We start from the raw sequence: 14,266 nt of genomic DNA on the forward strand, positions 1-14,266 counted from the left end.
TTTGGTCGCCATCGTAATACTGGATGGTGTGACATCATTTCGACATCGCAGCACCCAGCGACCGACCGGCTGCTCGGGAGGCGTCGGGTCGTGAGCGAGGAGATCGAGCGGATGAGCGTCACGCTCCCGCCGAGCCTCCTCGACGAGTTCGACACCGTCGTGGACGTCGGCGAGTACGACAGCCGGTCCGAGGCGACGAGGGACGCCCTCCGCGCGTTCGTCACCGAGTTCAACCAGCAGACCGACCTCTCCGGAGCGCTCAGTGGGACGGTGGTCGTGCTCTACGAACACGACCACAGCGGTGTGAGCGACGCGATGACCGAACTCCAGCACGACTTCACCGAGACGATCATCGCGGTCCACCACGTCCACCTCAGCGACCACCTCTGTCTGGAGTCGATCGCGGTCGACGGAACCGGGGACCGGATCGAGGCGTTGCTGTCCCGGATCCGCCCGCTGAAGGGCGTCCACCAGGTCAAACTCACCGTCGTCGAGGCGGACCGATAGCGACGGGGTAGTGAGAATATGCCGTCTCCGGACGGCCTCGAACGACTACTCGTCGTCGATGATGCGATAGATCTTGATCCCGCTCCGTTTTCCGACGGGTGTCCGCGACCCGGGTCTGAGGAAGTAGTGGTCGTCAGTGAGGTCGATTGTGTACTCCCCACCGGCGTCGTAGGCCTTGAACTTCCCCGGTTCGAGGGTTTCGAGCGTCTCCACGGTGTCCACGAGTTCGGTTTTCTCGCTGTCGAAAGGTTGCATTGAAGTCCTCTATCGGTGTCACGGCCTTTAAGATACTGGTCCCTGGCCCGTCGGTCGTCCGCGACGCGCCGTCGGTCAGTCGTCCGTCGCGGGGTCGTGGAGGACGAACTCGATCCGATCGACGTTCGCGCCCTTCGAGGTCCGGTTGATGATCTCGATCTCGCCGAGTTCGGCCAGCGAGTCGACGTGGGTGCCGCCGCAGGGACAGACGTCGATGTCGCCGATCGAGACCGCCCGGAGCGGGTCGACGCTCTCGGGGATCAGGTCGAGGTTGGTCCGGCCCTCGGGCGTCTCGTCTTCGAGCGCCGCCCGCGACCGGTTCTCCTTTCGGACGGGTAAGTCGCGCGCGATGAGGTCGTTCGCGCGCTTCTCGATCGCCCGGAGGTCGGACTCGTCGAAGTCCGCCGGTTCGAAGTCGATCCGGGCGTGGTCGGGGTAGACCTGATTGCCCGCCGTGCTCGCGTCGTAGTCGTCGAGGACGACCTTCGAGACGACGTGCTGGGCGGTGTGGTATCGCATGTGGGCGTGGCGACGGTCCCAGTCGAGTTCGCCGTGGACCGCGGTTCCCGCTTCGGGGACGTCCCCGTCAAGTTCGTGTCGGATCTCGCCGTGGTCCTTGCGGACGTCGACGACGTGTGCCTCGCCGCCGTCCCACGAGAGCGTCCCGTGGTCGGGCGGCTGGCCGCCGCCCTCCTTGTAGAACAGCGTCCGGTCGAGCACGACGCTCGGGCCCGCGTCGTCGGCGGCGACGACCTCGGCGTCGAACGTGCGCTGGTACTCCCCGGCCGGGAGGTAGAGCTCCTCGGTCATGACCCCGATCCGCACCGGATAAGTATGGGTGTTCGCTCTCGAACGGGGTGCTCGTGGCCAGGGGTCTGACGGCCGTCTGACGGGGTTTTATATACCCATCTTTCCACACGGGAGTATGTCGCGTCGTTACCCGGGTACGGGGTCGTCGCGGGTCCCCGTTGTCGGGGCCCTCGGACGCACTGATTCGGTCGATCGAGCCAGCGTCGTCGGCAGCGCACCGGTGATCGCCGGCACGGGATTCGTGCTGAGCCGTGCGGTCGCCATGGTCGTCGCCGGCGGCTCGGGGCTGACGTTCCTCTGGGGACTGGTCATCGGCCTCGGGTTCGCCACCGCCGGCGTCGTGGTGCTGGCGTCGAGCGAACGAACCGGCGACCGGATGGGACCCGGTCGGTCGCCAGTCGAGCGGATCCCGCTCACGACCGCCGGCGGCGTGCTGTTGCTCTCGCTGCTCACCGGCGTCGTGCTCGGCACCGTACTCTGAACGCCCGCGACGGTCGTGGCTCGGGCCGTCCTCGCCACCGAAACCCGTGAATTTTTAACGGTGCGGCGTATCTCGACGCCAGTGACAACGGCGGGACCGACGACGGACGAGACGACGATGCGCTGGTGAGAGATGGGAACCGTGTTCTTCGAACCCGACGCCGAAGGCGGACTCGCGGTGGTGGACCCGGTGGAGCGACACCGATACGTGCTCTCGACACCGGAGTCGGTCACACCCGAAGTCGCCGAAACGGAGTCGTTCGAACGCCCGGTCGAGGCCGCCGTCTCGGTCCGCACCAGTTCGTTCTCGCTGCCGAACATCGTACTCGCCACCGTCCGTGACGGAAACGACGTGGTCGCCCACGCCGAACACTTCGCGGACGAACACCTGCCTGAGGGAACCTACAGCATCGAACTGAGCGCCCCGATAAAACTCTACTTCGTGGTCGAGAGCTCGGTGGACCTGACCGCCAACGCCGAACGGATGTCGGTCGAGTTCGGCGAGGAAGTCGACGTATTGGTGGGCGCGCGCTCACACCACGACCAACCGGCGGCGACGGTAACGACGACGTCGGAGCCGGCGCACATGATGCAAGCGATTTCGACGTTCGGCTCGGCGCTCAAGGCTACCAGCCCCGAGCGCTCCTATCCCACGCTTCGGGGCCACCCGCCCACGGTCGAACTCGGCGAGGAACTCGACCTCGCGGGGCTCGAACCGCCCGAAACCGGCGTGACGATCGAGGTTCCGGCGGACTGCCGGTCGGTGTTCGTGGTCGCGCCGCTGGCGTACTACCTCGGTGCGCGGGTAGTCCCGGGCGAGACTCCACATGTTCGGACCGAGACGGGGTTCGAATACTCCTTGGACGGTCCCGCCGGCTTCGAGACCACCGTCGAACGCACCCTCAAGCGCGCCTTCTTCCTCGACTGTCTCTGCCGGTCCGAGGGCCGGTCGCCGGTCGACCTCCACGAGCGGTCGGCGCTGGAGTCGACGCTGGGACTCGATTTCGGGGCGCTCTACGACCGTCCGCTGGCGGCCCGGCTCGAAGCCGCTCTCGACATCCCCTACGAAACCATCGAGCCACACCTTCCCCAGTGGAAGCTCACCGCCCACGTCGAGCCAACCCCCGACAGCGTCGAGATGCTCCCCTTCCTCGTCGACGACCTCGCCGTCGTTCGGTCGCCGCACACCCACGAGGTCGCGGTCTCGAACGTCTGGGCCGCCACGCTCGACGAGTTCCTTCGAGGGAGCCGTTCCGAGACGAGCCGAGGCGTCGCCGCCAGCTCTACCGACCCTCCGCAGTTCGTCCGGCTCGCGGCGGCGGACTCGCTCGAACAGGCGTGGGTCGGCGACGGCACGCCGCTGGGGGCGAGCAAGGCCACGACCGAAGCGCATCGGAACCGCCTCGACCGAACGCCGACCGAGGGCGACAGCACCGTGCGAGTGGTCTGCAACGATGCCGAGATGGGCGAGGAGCAGGGGCTAGTCGATACGATCTACGGCGACCGCGACCTCCCGTTCGACGTCGCCGTCGAGCACGACCTCACCGTCGACGAACTCCGCGAGGCCCTCGCGGAGCGAACCGACCTCCTCCACTACATCGGCCACATCGACGGGACCGGTTTCGAGTGTCTCGACGGGGCGCTCGACGCCGCGACGCTGGACTCGGTCGGGGTCGACGCCTTCCTGCTCAACGCCTGTCAGTCCTACGAGCAGGGGATGAGCCTGATCCGGAAGGGTTCCATCGGTGGCATCGTCACCCTCTCGGACGTCCTGAACCGGAACGCGGTGGCGATGGGCCGGGCGTTCGCGGGGTTGCTCAACGCCGGCTTCCCGCTGCGGGCCGCCCTCGAGATCGCCCGCGACGAGATCATCGTCGGCGGCCAGTACCTCGTGGTCGGGGACGGTGGATTCACCATCGCTCACGCCGAGAGCGGGACGCCGAACCTCTACGTGGCCGAGCGGGCGGACGACGGGCTCCGGGTCGAACACCGGACCTACCCGACGGCCGAGCGCGGGATGGGGAGCCTTTTCGTCCCCTGCGTCGACGGCGAGAGCGAGTACCACCTCTCGTCGGGGACGGTCAGGACGTTCGAGTGCACGGTCGCCGAGCTCGAACGGGTGCTGGCGGCCGAGGGGGTCCCGGCGAAGGTCGACGGCGACCTCCACTGGGACGGCCGGTTCGTGGCGGCCGACTACGGGCCCGAGTAAGTACAGCTGTTGGCCGCCGCGGGGTCTCGTCGCGCGAGCGCCGTGGTCGGTTCGACACCGGACTGGGAACGGGCTCCCGACACCGACCCTCGTTCGTCCGACATAACGGGCGGAGCGACGACCAACGGATTCATAAGCGTTGTTGATCCTTTCGAACAGGATCCCCCGTGGTCCCCGAGGGCGAACGGGCGGTTTTTGTCCGAAATTTATGCACGATTCGGGTTACGGTTCCGGAAAATTCGGGCATTTCAGACCGGGATGGCCAGTGAAATTAAATACCGCGAACGCCTAGCGGTCAGTCGCATGAGTTCCCAGAATCTGATAGAGACGGACGTTGCGAACATCTACCGCGCCGCGCTCGCCGACGCGGCCGGCGAGTCGTTCGTGGTCGCGGCGTCGGCGACGTCGGTCGAACGCCTGGTGTCGGTGCTCGACGACCTCGACGACCCGCCGACGGTCCGGCTGTTCGCCCGCGAGGACACGTTGAAGACGGTGATGGACGACTTCATCGTGGCCAGCACCGCCGCCGACCTCATCGAGAACGAAACCCTCTCGCTCCGCATCGCCGATGGCGACGGCATGAGCCCGCTGGTGATCACCGAGGGGACGGTGTTCTCGGTCGTCACCGCGGGTGGACGGGTCGCCGGGCTCGCCACCGACGACGAGACGTTCAGCGAGACCGCCCGCGAGGAGTACGCGGACGCGTGGGCTGACGCCGCCCCCTACACGCTCCGGACCCCGCCGCTCTCACGTGTGCGAGCGACGATGGAGGAGTCATTCGGCCCCGAGATGGTGACCGATTTCGACGGGGTGCTGGCCTCGCTCGACACCGCACGCGGCGGCGACGACGGGCTCGACGAGGTCACGATCAGTCTGCTCGTCGCGGCGAAGAACGAGGAGCTGCTCTACGACATCTCGAAGTGGGGCGAGGACACCGGCGTGGCGAGCAAGGCGACGTTCTCGCGAACCAAGACCCGGCTCGAAGAGATGGACCTGATCCACACCACGAAGGTCCCGATCGACGTCGGTCGACCACGGCTCCGGCTCCTGCTCGGCGACGAGCGCCTCGCCGACGCCGACGCCGACGAACTCGCGTCGGTCGCCGGGGGGCTCCTCTCGGCGAACGGTGCGGCCGCCTGAGGTCCGTTCTCGACTGGCTACCCGAGTACGACCGGGATCCCGAAGACGACCACCAGCCCGACCAGCAGCACCGCGAACCCGATCCCCGCCGCCCGCGCCGAGAACGGGCTCATCGGGGCGGTCTCCCGGGGGTCGTCCGCCGCGTTCGAGGCCAGTCCGCCGCCGGTGGTCGTCGTCATGTTGTCGTCCATGCCGGGGGCGAGGGGTGGGGGGAGTAAGTGCTTCGCGGTGACGGCAGGGCTTTTACCGCCGGTCGCCGACCATCCGGTATCGAATGCTGACAAAGCGCATCATTCCCTGTATCGACGTCGACCTCGACGAGGACGGCGAGCCAGCGGTCTACACCGGCGTGAACTTCGAGGACCTGACCTACTCCGGCGACCCAGTCGAGATGGCTCGGAAGTACAACGCCGCCGGCGCGGACGAGTTCGTCTTCCTCGACATCACCGCCTCGGCCGACGGCCGCGCGACGATGCTCGACGTCGTGTCACGGGTGGCCGACGAGGTGTTCATCCCCCTGACCGTGGGCGGCGGTATCCGGACTCGGGACGACATCAAGGAGACGCTTCGGGCGGGGGCGGACAAGGTCTCGATCAACACAGCGGCGCTCGACAGACCCGAACTCATCACGGAGGGGGCGGCGGCCTTCGGGAACCAGTGTATCGTGATCTCGGTCGACGCCCGTCGACGGTTCGACGGCGAGGGCGACCACTACACGACCGTGGACGGCGAGTCGTGCTGGTTCGAGTGTACGGTGAAGGGCGGGCGCGAGGGCACCGGTGTCGACGTCGTGACGTGGGCGCGCGAGGCCGAGGACCGAGGGGCGGGCGAACTGTTCGTCAACTCGATCGACGCCGACGGCACGAAGGACGGCTACGACGTTCCGCTCACGCGAGCGGTCTGTGAGACCGTCTCGACACCGGTGATCGCCTCATCGGGCTGTGGTGGCCCCGGCGACATGGACGAGGTGTTCACCGAAGCGGGCGCGGACGCCGCGCTCGCGGCCTCGATATTCCACTTCGGCGAGTACTCCATCGGGGAGGTCAAGGAGTACCTCGCCGACCACGACGTTCCGGTCCGGCGTTAGCGGTCCATCCGCATCGTCGAACGCTGGATCGAGTCATGCCGACTCACTCGGTCAGCGGGAGCACGATCCCGAACAGCAGCACCGAGAGGAAGGCGACGACGATCCCGAGCGCCTCGCTGTCGACCAGTAGCTGTTCCTCCCAGCCGGGGAACGGACCGACGAGCGGTTGGAGGAGGACCAGCCCGAGGACGCCGAGCGCGAACAGCCCGACGCCGAGGCCGAAACCGCCTTTCGTGAGCCGTTCGTAGTCGAGGTCGCCGTAGCGCGCCATCGTGTGGGGACCACGACCGCTATCGAATATAGTCGTTTCGTCGCGAAACACGATGGCTTTGCATCGGGGCGGGGTCGAGGTGTTCGTGTTCGAAGCCCTCATCGGCACTGCCGCCGACGCGGGGACCGTCGCGGTGCGGGCGGTCGGCGTCGTTCTACATCGTCCCGGGGAACCGCCGGAGCCGTGCGTAGACGACCACTCCGAGCCCGAGGCCGGCGGCGACGCCGGCGAGGAAGACGAGTTCGTTCATGCGGGCGGCGGTCCCGTTCGGGTGTCCTCGACCGAGCGAAGCTTCGATTCGCCGCAGCTCGGACAGCCGCTCGCACCGATCCGGTATCGGTTCCCGCCGCCGTCGAGCGCGGTGATACAGAACTCGCCGCAGTCGGAACACTGCATCAGGTCTCGTCTCATACCCGACACACGCGGCTCGGTACTAAGGGGGCGAGCCATCCCCGTCCCGAAAGTGGAAGTGCTGGAGGGAACGGGGACGGCACGGACGAACCCGACGGATGGCTACAACGCCGGATAAGACGGCGGTGGTCGTCCCACGAGCGATGCCGTTCGTCACATGGAAGCGGCGTGAATGTGGTCCAGATTTCTCTGAGAGAGTCTCTTTGCCACTATATCGCCACTTTCAGCGGGACGGTGTTCACTTTCACTCCGGCGTTGCCGCCGGCTTATCCCGCCGGATCCCCTCGTGTGATCCAATGAGCACGACCACATCGTACGACGACGCGCTCGCGACGCGGCCGTTCAAGCACGCGATCGACAGGCGCGACCGGCGGGCGCTCTCCGAGCGGCTGGTCGTCCTCGAACACGGGCCAGACATCTACGAGGTCTACAGCGAGGACGGCACCGAGTACCTCGTGGACATCCGAACCCCGTCGTGTACCTGTCCGGACTTCATGTACCGCGAGGCTGATTGCAAGCACATCCGTCGCGCCCGGATCGAAGCCGGCGAGCACGACCTCGACTCGCTCGCCGCGACGGTCGAGGAAACCATCGGGAAACTCGACGACCACATCGCGAACCTCGCCGCGCAGCGTGCCGAGCTCGTGCGTCTCCAGCGCGACATCGAGCGGTTCGCTGACGACGCCTAAACCAGTCTCCGGCGTCTTCACCACCGATTCGACGGCGACGGCCGGGTCCGGCTACAGACCGCCGCCGGTGATCGCGCCGATCACGCTCTGGGCCGAGGAGACCCCGAGCACGACCGAGAGGACCACGAGCACGGCACCGACGGCGTTCAGCGCCGGCCCGTTCGTGTGCTCGCCCAGCAGGCCCGTGCTGTTCGCCGCCCAGACGAGACAGACCGCGGTGATCGGGAGACCGATCACCCCGTTGAGCGCCGGGAACAACACGATCATGTCCACGACACTCAACCCGAAGAAGGCCGCCACAAGCGGCGAGAGCGCGCTGACCCCGATACCGACGATGTAGACGATCCGGAAGAGCCGGTCGTCACTGTCCACGTCCCGTCCGGTGGCCTGCGGGATGATGTACGCGGGCGTCCACATGATGGGGACGATGCTGTTGAACGCCGCGACGATCGCCCCGACGAGGAAGAGGACCAGCGCCCAGTCGCCGAGAACGTCGGCCAGCGCCCGTCCGGGCGTGATGAACGTCGCTATCTCCGTGATCCCGGCCGGCCGGAGCACCGCCGCCGTCGCGATCACGATCGCCATCGTGACGACCCCGCCGATGGCGTAGCCGACACCGAGGTCCAGTCGCATCGTCGGGATCGCCGACTCGTCGGTCCACCCCTTCTCCCGAACCAGGATCGATTCGAGGAAGAAGTTGGGCCAGAGCGCGGTCGTCCCGAGGATGCTCGCGACGAGCGTGAGCGCGCCGATGTCGGGGATCCCGGGCACGAACCCGCCGGCGACGCCACCGATGGAGGGACCGCTCCCGACCGCGACGACGACGTAGGCGATCAACAGCCCGAACATCATCGTGATCATGACCTTCTCGACCGCGTCGTAGCCGAGAATGCCGACGACGATCGCGAGGACCCCGCAGGCGACCGCGATCGGCTGCCACTGGATCGCCCCGCCGAGCAGTACGGAGATCCCCTCGCCGACGGCGGCCGTGAGCGCGAGCCCCCACGCGATACAGCCGACCGAGAGCACGAGCGCGAGCGCCGTCGCTACCGGCGTGCCGACCCGCTCGTGGATGAACGTCATCAGCGGTTTGCCGAAGATCCCGAGGCGCGCGCTGATGTACTGGGCGATGAACCCGAGGACCACCGCCCCCACGACCGCCCAAAGCAACGCGTAGCCGTACTGGACCCCGGCCGAGCTCGCGATGAAGACCGAACCGGACCCGAAGTAGCTCGCGACCATCACGAACGCGAGACCGTATTTGTCGAAGAAGTCACCGCCGGGAACCCCGTCGATCCCGGCCTCCGTGTTTTCACTCATGCTACGTATATTAATTTTTCACTGTCATATTCGGTCGAGCGATACTGCTGGCGACCGTCGACGACGAGATATGGATAACGTATATCTGACGAAGTAGGACGGTACTGATAAGCGCACTGTTTGCGAGCGACGGTACTCAGCGGGTATGTGGACGGTGTATACCGGTTTCGGCGAACGGAGCGCTACTTTCGTGGACGAACGCCGGTCTTCGTGAGCCGATACGGTGTGGCGACCATGGGCCTCCGGTAGCGTTCGCGGAGGTGGTCAACGATCCGATGTTTCGTGCTGCTGTTCAGTTCGGTCAGGTGGTTTCGGAGCCGGGTCATGGGTCAGTTTCCGCGCACGATGCGAGTTCGTCCTGGTACTTGGATGTTTTGGCGGCACCCGGGGACGGCGCGGATCTCGCCGAGTCTACAGCACGAGCGTGGGTGCGACGAGAACCAGAACGCCGCCGAGCGCCACCTTCAACCGTGCGGGGTCGACGAAGTGGGCGACCTTCCAGCCGACGAGTACACCCGCGAGCAGCGGAACACCGACCAGAAGGGCGAGCGGGCCCGAGATGGCTCCCTGGGCGAGGTAGCCGAGCGCGGCGAACGTCGCGATGAACACGCCCTGGGCCTGGGCGACCGCGACGGCGCTCAACATCGGCACGCCGAGCAACACGAGCGCTGGAACGGCGATCACCGGGCCGCCGACGCCGAGGAGGCCGCTGAATCCCCCGAGCACCGCGCCGACCACGACGTAACCCGTCCGGCCGGCGGTCGTTTCAAGGTCCAGCGAGTAGACCGCGCTCAGTCCCCGGAGCTCCCGGTAGACGATGACGAGCCCCGCGATCCCGGTGAGCAGACCGAGCAGCACGCCGAACAGGTCGCGGGAGACCGAGCCGTTCAGCCACGCGCCGACCACGGCCCCACCGATGCTCCCGCCACAGAGCAGCCCGGTCAGTGAGAGCCGCTCCCTGGAGAGTTCGCCGGAGCGAACGTAGGCGGCGGTTCCGACCACCCCGGTGGCGATGAACGCGACCTGGACGGTGCCGGCGATGACGTCCGAACCGATGTCGGTGAGCGTGTAGAGCGCGATCGTGAGGAAGATCCCGCCGGGTCCGATCGCCGTGATGCCGACACCCGAGGCGAACGCGACGAGGACGAGCCCGACGGTCAGTCCGAGCCCGAGCCACACCACCGAACTAATCACGGTCGATTCGAGGACCGGTCTCGACGCGGATGAAGGGCCGGATCCGGTGACGTGGACCCGTCGTGACCGCCGGCCGTTCGGCGTTCGACACCGCTCAGGCCGTCCCGTCGGGAACGACGAGTTTCTTGAGTCCCTCGGTGTTGCCCATCCGCTCGAACGCGCCCGCCAGCCCGTCGAGCCCGATCTCCTCGGTGACGAGCGGGTCGACGTCGATCCGGTCGTTCCGGAGGAGCGTCACCGCGCGCTCGAAGGATTCCTGGGTCAGCGCGAACGTCCCGACCATGCTGACCTCGTCGAAGTAGAGGTCGAACGGCGAGAACTCCATCGTGGCGTCCTGTGGCGGAACGCCGGCGACCAGCGTGCGCCCGCCCTTGCCGGTCATCGCGCGGGCCTGTTCGATCGTCGCCGTCTGCCCGACGACCTCCGCCGCGACGTCGACCGGCCCGTCGACCGCCGTGACCTGCTCGACCGCGTCGCCGTCGGCGGGGTCGATCGCGTGGTCGGCCCCGAGTTCGAGCGCGAGTTCCCGACGACCGGCGTCGAGCTCCGAGACGATGATCTCCCCGGCACCGGCGATCCGGAAGCTCTGGACCATGAGGAGGCCGATCGGGCCCGCACCGATGACGGCCACCGCGTCGCCGGTCGTGAGGTCCGCTCGGTCGACGGCGTGGACACAGCACGCGAGCGGTTCGGCGAGCGCGGCCGTTCGGACCGGGAGGTCGCCGCAGTCGACGACGACCGACGCCGGGGCGGCGACGTACTCGGCGAACGAACCGTCCCGAATGGTGTTGCCGGCCCCACCGATCGAGGTGTTGTCCGCACAGAGGTTCGTCTCGCCGCGCTTGCACGCCGGACAGGCGTTGCAGGGGACCGTCGGATTGAGCGTGACACGGTCGCCGACGGCGACGGTCGTGACGTTCCCGCCCACCTCGACGACCTCGCCCGCGGTCTCGTGGCCGAGCACGAGCGGTGTCGGGGCCTCGAACGAGCCGTGGTACATGTGGTAGTCGGTCATGCAGACGCCGCACGCGCCCACCCGGATCAGTACGTCGTCGTTGGCGACGGTCGGGCGCGGGCGGTCCTGAACCTCGACCTCGCCGACCGCCGTGAGCACCGACGCACGCATCCGCTCCGCTCGCCCGTCGTCCGAATCGGTGTCGGTATCGGTGTCGTTCATGCGACCACCACAGCCACGAACGACTTCCGACTTTCGCTGATCGTCATCATCGAACCACGGAGTGACTCTGGCCGTTCACCTTCGTCACACGTGGCCGGTCGGGCGATCCGACGGCGCGATGGTCGTGACCGAACGCTCCACCGGCATCGTTGAGACGACATCACTGCGCAACGGCGTCCAGCCCTCGTTCGACGTCCGCCACCAGGTCCGCGCTCCGTTCGATGCCGACGCTGAGCCGGACGAGGCCGGCGTCGATCCCGGCCGCGTCGAGTTCGGTGGGGGCGAGGTCCTGGTGGGTCATCGCCGCGGGGACCTCGATGAGGCTCTCGACCCCGCCGAGGCTCTCGGCGATCGTGATGGTCGAGAGCGCCGCGACGAACGCGACCGCGTCCTCGACGCCGCCCGCGAGCTCGAACGACAACATCCCGCCGAAGTCGGCCATCTGTTCGGCGGCGACCTCGTGGCCGGGGTGAGAGGCGAGCCCCGGATAGTGGACCCGTTCGACGGCGTCGTGGCCGTCGAGCAGGTCGGCGAGGAGCGCCGCGTTGTGGCAGTGGCGGTCCATCCGCGCGCCCAGGGTCTTGATCCCCCGCCGAATCAGGAACGCCTCGAACGGGCCAACGATCGCACCGCGGGTGTACTGGATCCGCCAGATCCGCTCGGCGAGCGCGTCGTCGTCGGTCGCCACCGCGCCAGCGATGGCGTCGGAGTGGCCACCCAGATACTTCGTGAGCGACTCGACGACGAGGTCCGCGCCGAGCTCGACCGGGCGCTGGAGGGCGGGCGACGCGAACGTGTTGTCGACCGCGAGGAGGGCGTCGACCTCGTGGGCGATCGCCGCCGTCGTCTCCAGGTCCGTAACCCGGAGGAGCGGGTTCGTCGGGCTCTCGGCGTAGACGAGCGCCGTCTCCTCCCTGACCGCCTCGCGAACCGCTTCGGGGTCGGTGACGTCGACGTAGCTCACCTCGATCCCGTAGCGCGGGTAGAACTCGGCGAGCAGGTCGTAGGTCTCGGCGTAGAGGCTGTTGCCCGCGACGACGTGGTCGCCCGCCGAGAGCAGGGAGAAGACCGCGTCGATCGCCGCCATGCCGCTGGCGAACACCCGTGCGTGGGCCGCGCCTTCGAGGTCCGCCACTACCGCTTCGAGGTCGGCCCGCGTCGGGGCCGCCATCCGCGAGTAGCGGTACTCGCCGCGCTCGCTCGGCGAGTCGTACCGGTAGGTCGCGTTGGCGTAGATCGGCGTCACCAGCGCGTCGTTCGTCTCGCGCTCGCCCGCGTGGATCGAGGCCGTGTCGAGTCGGTCGTCGTCGCCCGTCATTCGCCCGTCACGGTCTCCCGCTCGATTCGCTCGTTCTCCATCCCCGCCCTCGCTCGTCGAGTGGTCGCGAACCGAACCGTCGTCGTCAGTCGTTTCGTCGTTTCACAGGCCATACACGGCGACGTATTCGGCATCCGGCAAAATCGTTGTGTTCGGCGCGAGCTCGACCCCTGAGACGAGTCGGTTCCCGAGTCCGGCCTCTCACGCGGTGAACAGCCGGCGGGGGAACTCCGCGAGGGTCTCGACGCCCGTCGCGGTCACCCGGAACGTCTCGCTGAGCTCGACACCGAACTCGTCGAACCAGAGGGCCGGAATAGTGTGAAAAGTCATGTCCTCCTCCAGCACCGTCTCGTCGCCCGGTCGGAGGCTGGCGGTGTGTTCGCCCCAGTCCGGTGGGTAGCCGAGCCCGACCGAGTACCCGATGCGGTCGGCCTTCTCGATACCGTGCTTCGCGACCTCCTCGCGCCAGGCCTCCTCGACGGTCTCGCAGGTGACGCCGGGTTTGACCGTATCGAGCGCGGCCTCCAGCCCGTCGACGACGATCGTCGCGGTCTCGGCGATCTCGTCGGGTGGGTCGCCGACGAACGTCGTTCGGGCGAGGGGCGAGTGGTAGCGGTGGCGACAGCCCGAGAGTTCGATGACGACGGGGTCACCCTCCGAAAACGGCTCGTCTGTCCAGGTCAGGTGGGGTGCACCCGTGTAGTCACCGGAGGGCAGCAGCGGGACGATCGAGGGATAGTCCCCGCCGTAGTCCTCGGTGCCGTCGATCAGTGCCCCGTAGATGGCCTCGACCGCCTCGTACTCCGGGACGCCTTCCTCGATGGCGTCGAGCCCCGCTTCCATCGCGTTCTCGGAGATCCGGGCGGCCTGGCGCATGTACTCCAACTCCTGTTCGGATTTCGTCACCCGGACCCAGTTGACCAGCAGCGTGGCGTCCGTGAACTCGGCCTCGGGGAGTTGCTCCTGAAGCCGGGTGTAGGACTTCGCCGTGAAGTAGTAGGCGTCCATCTCCAAGCCGATCCGACCGTCGTCGACCCCGAGATCATCGAGGACGTCGGCGACGACGTCCATCGGGTGGAGGTCGTGGGGCGAGTGGACGTGGTCGTCGCTGTACGCGCGGATGTCCTCCTCGGGGAGGGTCGTCGTCGCGCGCGCCCCGATGGCGTCCATCTGCCGGCCGACCCAGACCGGGTCGTGATCCTGCGCGACGACCACGCCCTGGTGGACGTAGAACGACCAGCCGTCGTAGCCGGTGAGGTAGTTCATGTTCGCCGGGTCGGTGACGAACACCGCGTCCAGCTCCGCCTCGGCCAGGCGTTCCCTCGTCCGCGCGATCCGTCGGTCGTACTCGGCACCGTCGAAGACGTCCCCTGGCATGCTGTCTCCCGGTCGTTTCGA

Annotated in this window: 16 protein-coding genes; 7 read left to right on the forward strand and 9 right to left on the reverse strand. The window is 67.6% G+C overall.

Features of this window, described 5'->3' with window-relative positions; all coding sequences use genetic code 11:
• Nucleotides 1–90 precede the first annotated feature (90 nt).
• Nucleotides 91–507, forward strand: a complete 417-nt coding sequence (gene nikR / locus D3261_RS07945; RefSeq protein WP_120071192.1) for a nickel-responsive transcriptional regulator NikR — start codon at nucleotides 91–93, stop codon at nucleotides 505–507.
• 45 nt (nucleotides 508–552) lie between these two features.
• On the opposite strand, the gene D3261_RS07950 is transcribed toward nikR, so the two are convergent.
• Nucleotides 553–762, reverse strand: coding sequence for a hypothetical protein (locus tag D3261_RS07950; protein ID WP_120071194.1), 210 nt, complete (start codon nucleotides 760–762; stop codon nucleotides 553–555).
• 75 nt (nucleotides 763–837) lie between these two features.
• The gene (locus tag D3261_RS07955) at nucleotides 838–1,572 is read right to left on the reverse strand and encodes an alanyl-tRNA editing protein (RefSeq protein ID WP_120071277.1); all 735 of its coding nucleotides are present in this window, start codon (nucleotides 1,570–1,572) and stop codon (nucleotides 838–840) included.
• Nucleotides 1,573–1,687: 115 nt separating this feature from the next.
• Here D3261_RS07955 and D3261_RS07960 point away from each other — a divergent pair, with 115 nt between their 5' ends.
• From D3261_RS07960 to tbsP, 3 genes are all read left to right on the forward strand, one after another.
• Nucleotides 1,688–2,053 (forward strand): hypothetical protein, encoded by a 366-nt coding sequence (locus D3261_RS07960; RefSeq protein WP_120071196.1) that lies wholly within the window; start codon nucleotides 1,688–1,690, stop codon nucleotides 2,051–2,053.
• A gap of 132 nt (nucleotides 2,054–2,185) precedes the next feature.
• Nucleotides 2,186–4,261: a hypothetical protein gene (locus tag D3261_RS07965; protein WP_120071198.1), complete on the forward strand. Its 2,076-nt coding sequence runs from the start codon at nucleotides 2,186–2,188 to the stop codon at nucleotides 4,259–4,261.
• Between the two features lie 303 nt (nucleotides 4,262–4,564).
• Entirely contained in the window at nucleotides 4,565–5,401 is an 837-nt protein-coding gene (gene tbsP, locus D3261_RS07970; protein WP_120071200.1) for a transcriptional regulator TbsP, read from the forward strand.
• Between the two features lie 17 nt (nucleotides 5,402–5,418).
• On the opposite strand, the gene D3261_RS20330 is transcribed toward tbsP, so the two are convergent.
• On the reverse strand, nucleotides 5,419–5,592 hold the full coding sequence (locus tag D3261_RS20330; protein WP_199693952.1) for a hypothetical protein: 174 nt from the start codon (nucleotides 5,590–5,592) through the stop codon (nucleotides 5,419–5,421).
• 83 nt (nucleotides 5,593–5,675) lie between these two features.
• Between D3261_RS20330 and hisF the strand changes: the two genes are divergently transcribed.
• Nucleotides 5,676–6,488 (forward strand): imidazole glycerol phosphate synthase subunit HisF, encoded by an 813-nt coding sequence (gene hisF, locus D3261_RS07975; protein WP_120071201.1) that lies wholly within the window; start codon nucleotides 5,676–5,678, stop codon nucleotides 6,486–6,488.
• A gap of 43 nt (nucleotides 6,489–6,531) precedes the next feature.
• On the opposite strand, the gene D3261_RS07980 is transcribed toward hisF, so the two are convergent.
• The gene (locus tag D3261_RS07980) at nucleotides 6,532–6,759 is read right to left on the reverse strand and encodes a hypothetical protein (RefSeq protein ID WP_120071203.1); all 228 of its coding nucleotides are present in this window, start codon (nucleotides 6,757–6,759) and stop codon (nucleotides 6,532–6,534) included.
• 52 nt (nucleotides 6,760–6,811) lie between these two features.
• Between D3261_RS07980 and D3261_RS07985 the strand changes: the two genes are divergently transcribed.
• Nucleotides 6,812–7,288 (forward strand): hypothetical protein, encoded by a 477-nt coding sequence (locus D3261_RS07985; RefSeq protein ID WP_147464937.1) that lies wholly within the window; start codon nucleotides 6,812–6,814, stop codon nucleotides 7,286–7,288.
• A gap of 178 nt (nucleotides 7,289–7,466) precedes the next feature.
• Complete coding sequence (locus D3261_RS07990) at nucleotides 7,467–7,859, forward strand: SWIM zinc finger family protein (protein WP_120071207.1); 393 nt, start codon at nucleotides 7,467–7,469, stop codon at nucleotides 7,857–7,859.
• A gap of 51 nt (nucleotides 7,860–7,910) precedes the next feature.
• Here D3261_RS07990 and D3261_RS07995 read toward each other — a convergent pair whose 3' ends face one another.
• The 5 genes from D3261_RS07995 to D3261_RS08015 form a co-directional block, all read right to left on the reverse strand.
• Nucleotides 7,911–9,179: an Nramp family divalent metal transporter gene (locus D3261_RS07995; RefSeq protein WP_120071209.1), complete on the reverse strand. Its 1,269-nt coding sequence runs from the start codon at nucleotides 9,177–9,179 to the stop codon at nucleotides 7,911–7,913.
• Between the two features lie 411 nt (nucleotides 9,180–9,590).
• Entirely contained in the window at nucleotides 9,591–10,373 is a 783-nt protein-coding gene (locus D3261_RS08000) for a sulfite exporter TauE/SafE family protein (protein WP_233553936.1), read from the reverse strand.
• A gap of 94 nt (nucleotides 10,374–10,467) precedes the next feature.
• On the reverse strand, nucleotides 10,468–11,499 hold the full coding sequence (locus D3261_RS08005) for a zinc-dependent alcohol dehydrogenase family protein (protein WP_199693959.1): 1,032 nt from the start codon (nucleotides 11,497–11,499) through the stop codon (nucleotides 10,468–10,470).
• Between the two features lie 211 nt (nucleotides 11,500–11,710).
• A complete protein-coding gene (locus D3261_RS08010; protein WP_120071215.1) occupies nucleotides 11,711–12,868 on the reverse strand; it encodes a PLP-dependent aspartate aminotransferase family protein in 1,158 nt (385 codons plus the stop codon).
• A gap of 201 nt (nucleotides 12,869–13,069) precedes the next feature.
• Complete coding sequence (locus D3261_RS08015; RefSeq protein WP_120071217.1) at nucleotides 13,070–14,245, reverse strand: M24 family metallopeptidase; 1,176 nt, start codon at nucleotides 14,243–14,245, stop codon at nucleotides 13,070–13,072.
• Nucleotides 14,246–14,266 lie beyond the last annotated feature (21 nt).

This window comes from Halococcus sp. IIIV-5B (genome assembly GCF_003602035.1).
Taxonomy (GTDB): domain Archaea; phylum Halobacteriota; class Halobacteria; order Halobacteriales; family Halococcaceae; genus Halococcus; species Halococcus salsus.

Bases quoted from the DNA above. Each gene is read 5' to 3' on its own strand.
- D3261_RS07950 (WP_120071194.1), bottom strand. From the start codon at position 762: ATGCAACCTTTCGACAGCGAGAAAACCGAACTCGTGGACACCGTGGAG.
- D3261_RS07955 (WP_120071277.1), bottom strand. From the start codon at position 1,572: ATGACCGAGGAGCTCTACCTCCCGGCCGGGGAGTACCAGCGCACGTTC.
- D3261_RS07960 (WP_120071196.1), top strand. From the start codon at position 1,688: ATGTCGCGTCGTTACCCGGGTACGGGGTCGTCGCGGGTCCCCGTTGTC.
- D3261_RS07965 (WP_120071198.1), top strand. From the start codon at position 2,186: ATGGGAACCGTGTTCTTCGAACCCGACGCCGAAGGCGGACTCGCGGTG.
- tbsP (WP_120071200.1), top strand. From the start codon at position 4,565: ATGAGTTCCCAGAATCTGATAGAGACGGACGTTGCGAACATCTACCGC.
- D3261_RS20330 (WP_199693952.1), bottom strand. From the start codon at position 5,592: ATGGACGACAACATGACGACGACCACCGGCGGCGGACTGGCCTCGAAC.
- hisF (WP_120071201.1), top strand. From the start codon at position 5,676: ATGCTGACAAAGCGCATCATTCCCTGTATCGACGTCGACCTCGACGAG.
- D3261_RS07980 (WP_120071203.1), bottom strand. From the start codon at position 6,759: ATGGCGCGCTACGGCGACCTCGACTACGAACGGCTCACGAAAGGCGGT.
- D3261_RS07985 (WP_147464937.1), top strand. From the start codon at position 6,812: ATGGCTTTGCATCGGGGCGGGGTCGAGGTGTTCGTGTTCGAAGCCCTC.
- D3261_RS07990 (WP_120071207.1), top strand. From the start codon at position 7,467: ATGAGCACGACCACATCGTACGACGACGCGCTCGCGACGCGGCCGTTC.
- D3261_RS07995 (WP_120071209.1), bottom strand. From the start codon at position 9,179: ATGAGTGAAAACACGGAGGCCGGGATCGACGGGGTTCCCGGCGGTGAC.
- D3261_RS08005 (WP_199693959.1), bottom strand. From the start codon at position 11,499: ATGCGTGCGTCGGTGCTCACGGCGGTCGGCGAGGTCGAGGTTCAGGAC.
- D3261_RS08010 (WP_120071215.1), bottom strand. From the start codon at position 12,868: ATGACGGGCGACGACGACCGACTCGACACGGCCTCGATCCACGCGGGC.
- D3261_RS08015 (WP_120071217.1), bottom strand. From the start codon at position 14,245: ATGCCAGGGGACGTCTTCGACGGTGCCGAGTACGACCGACGGATCGCG.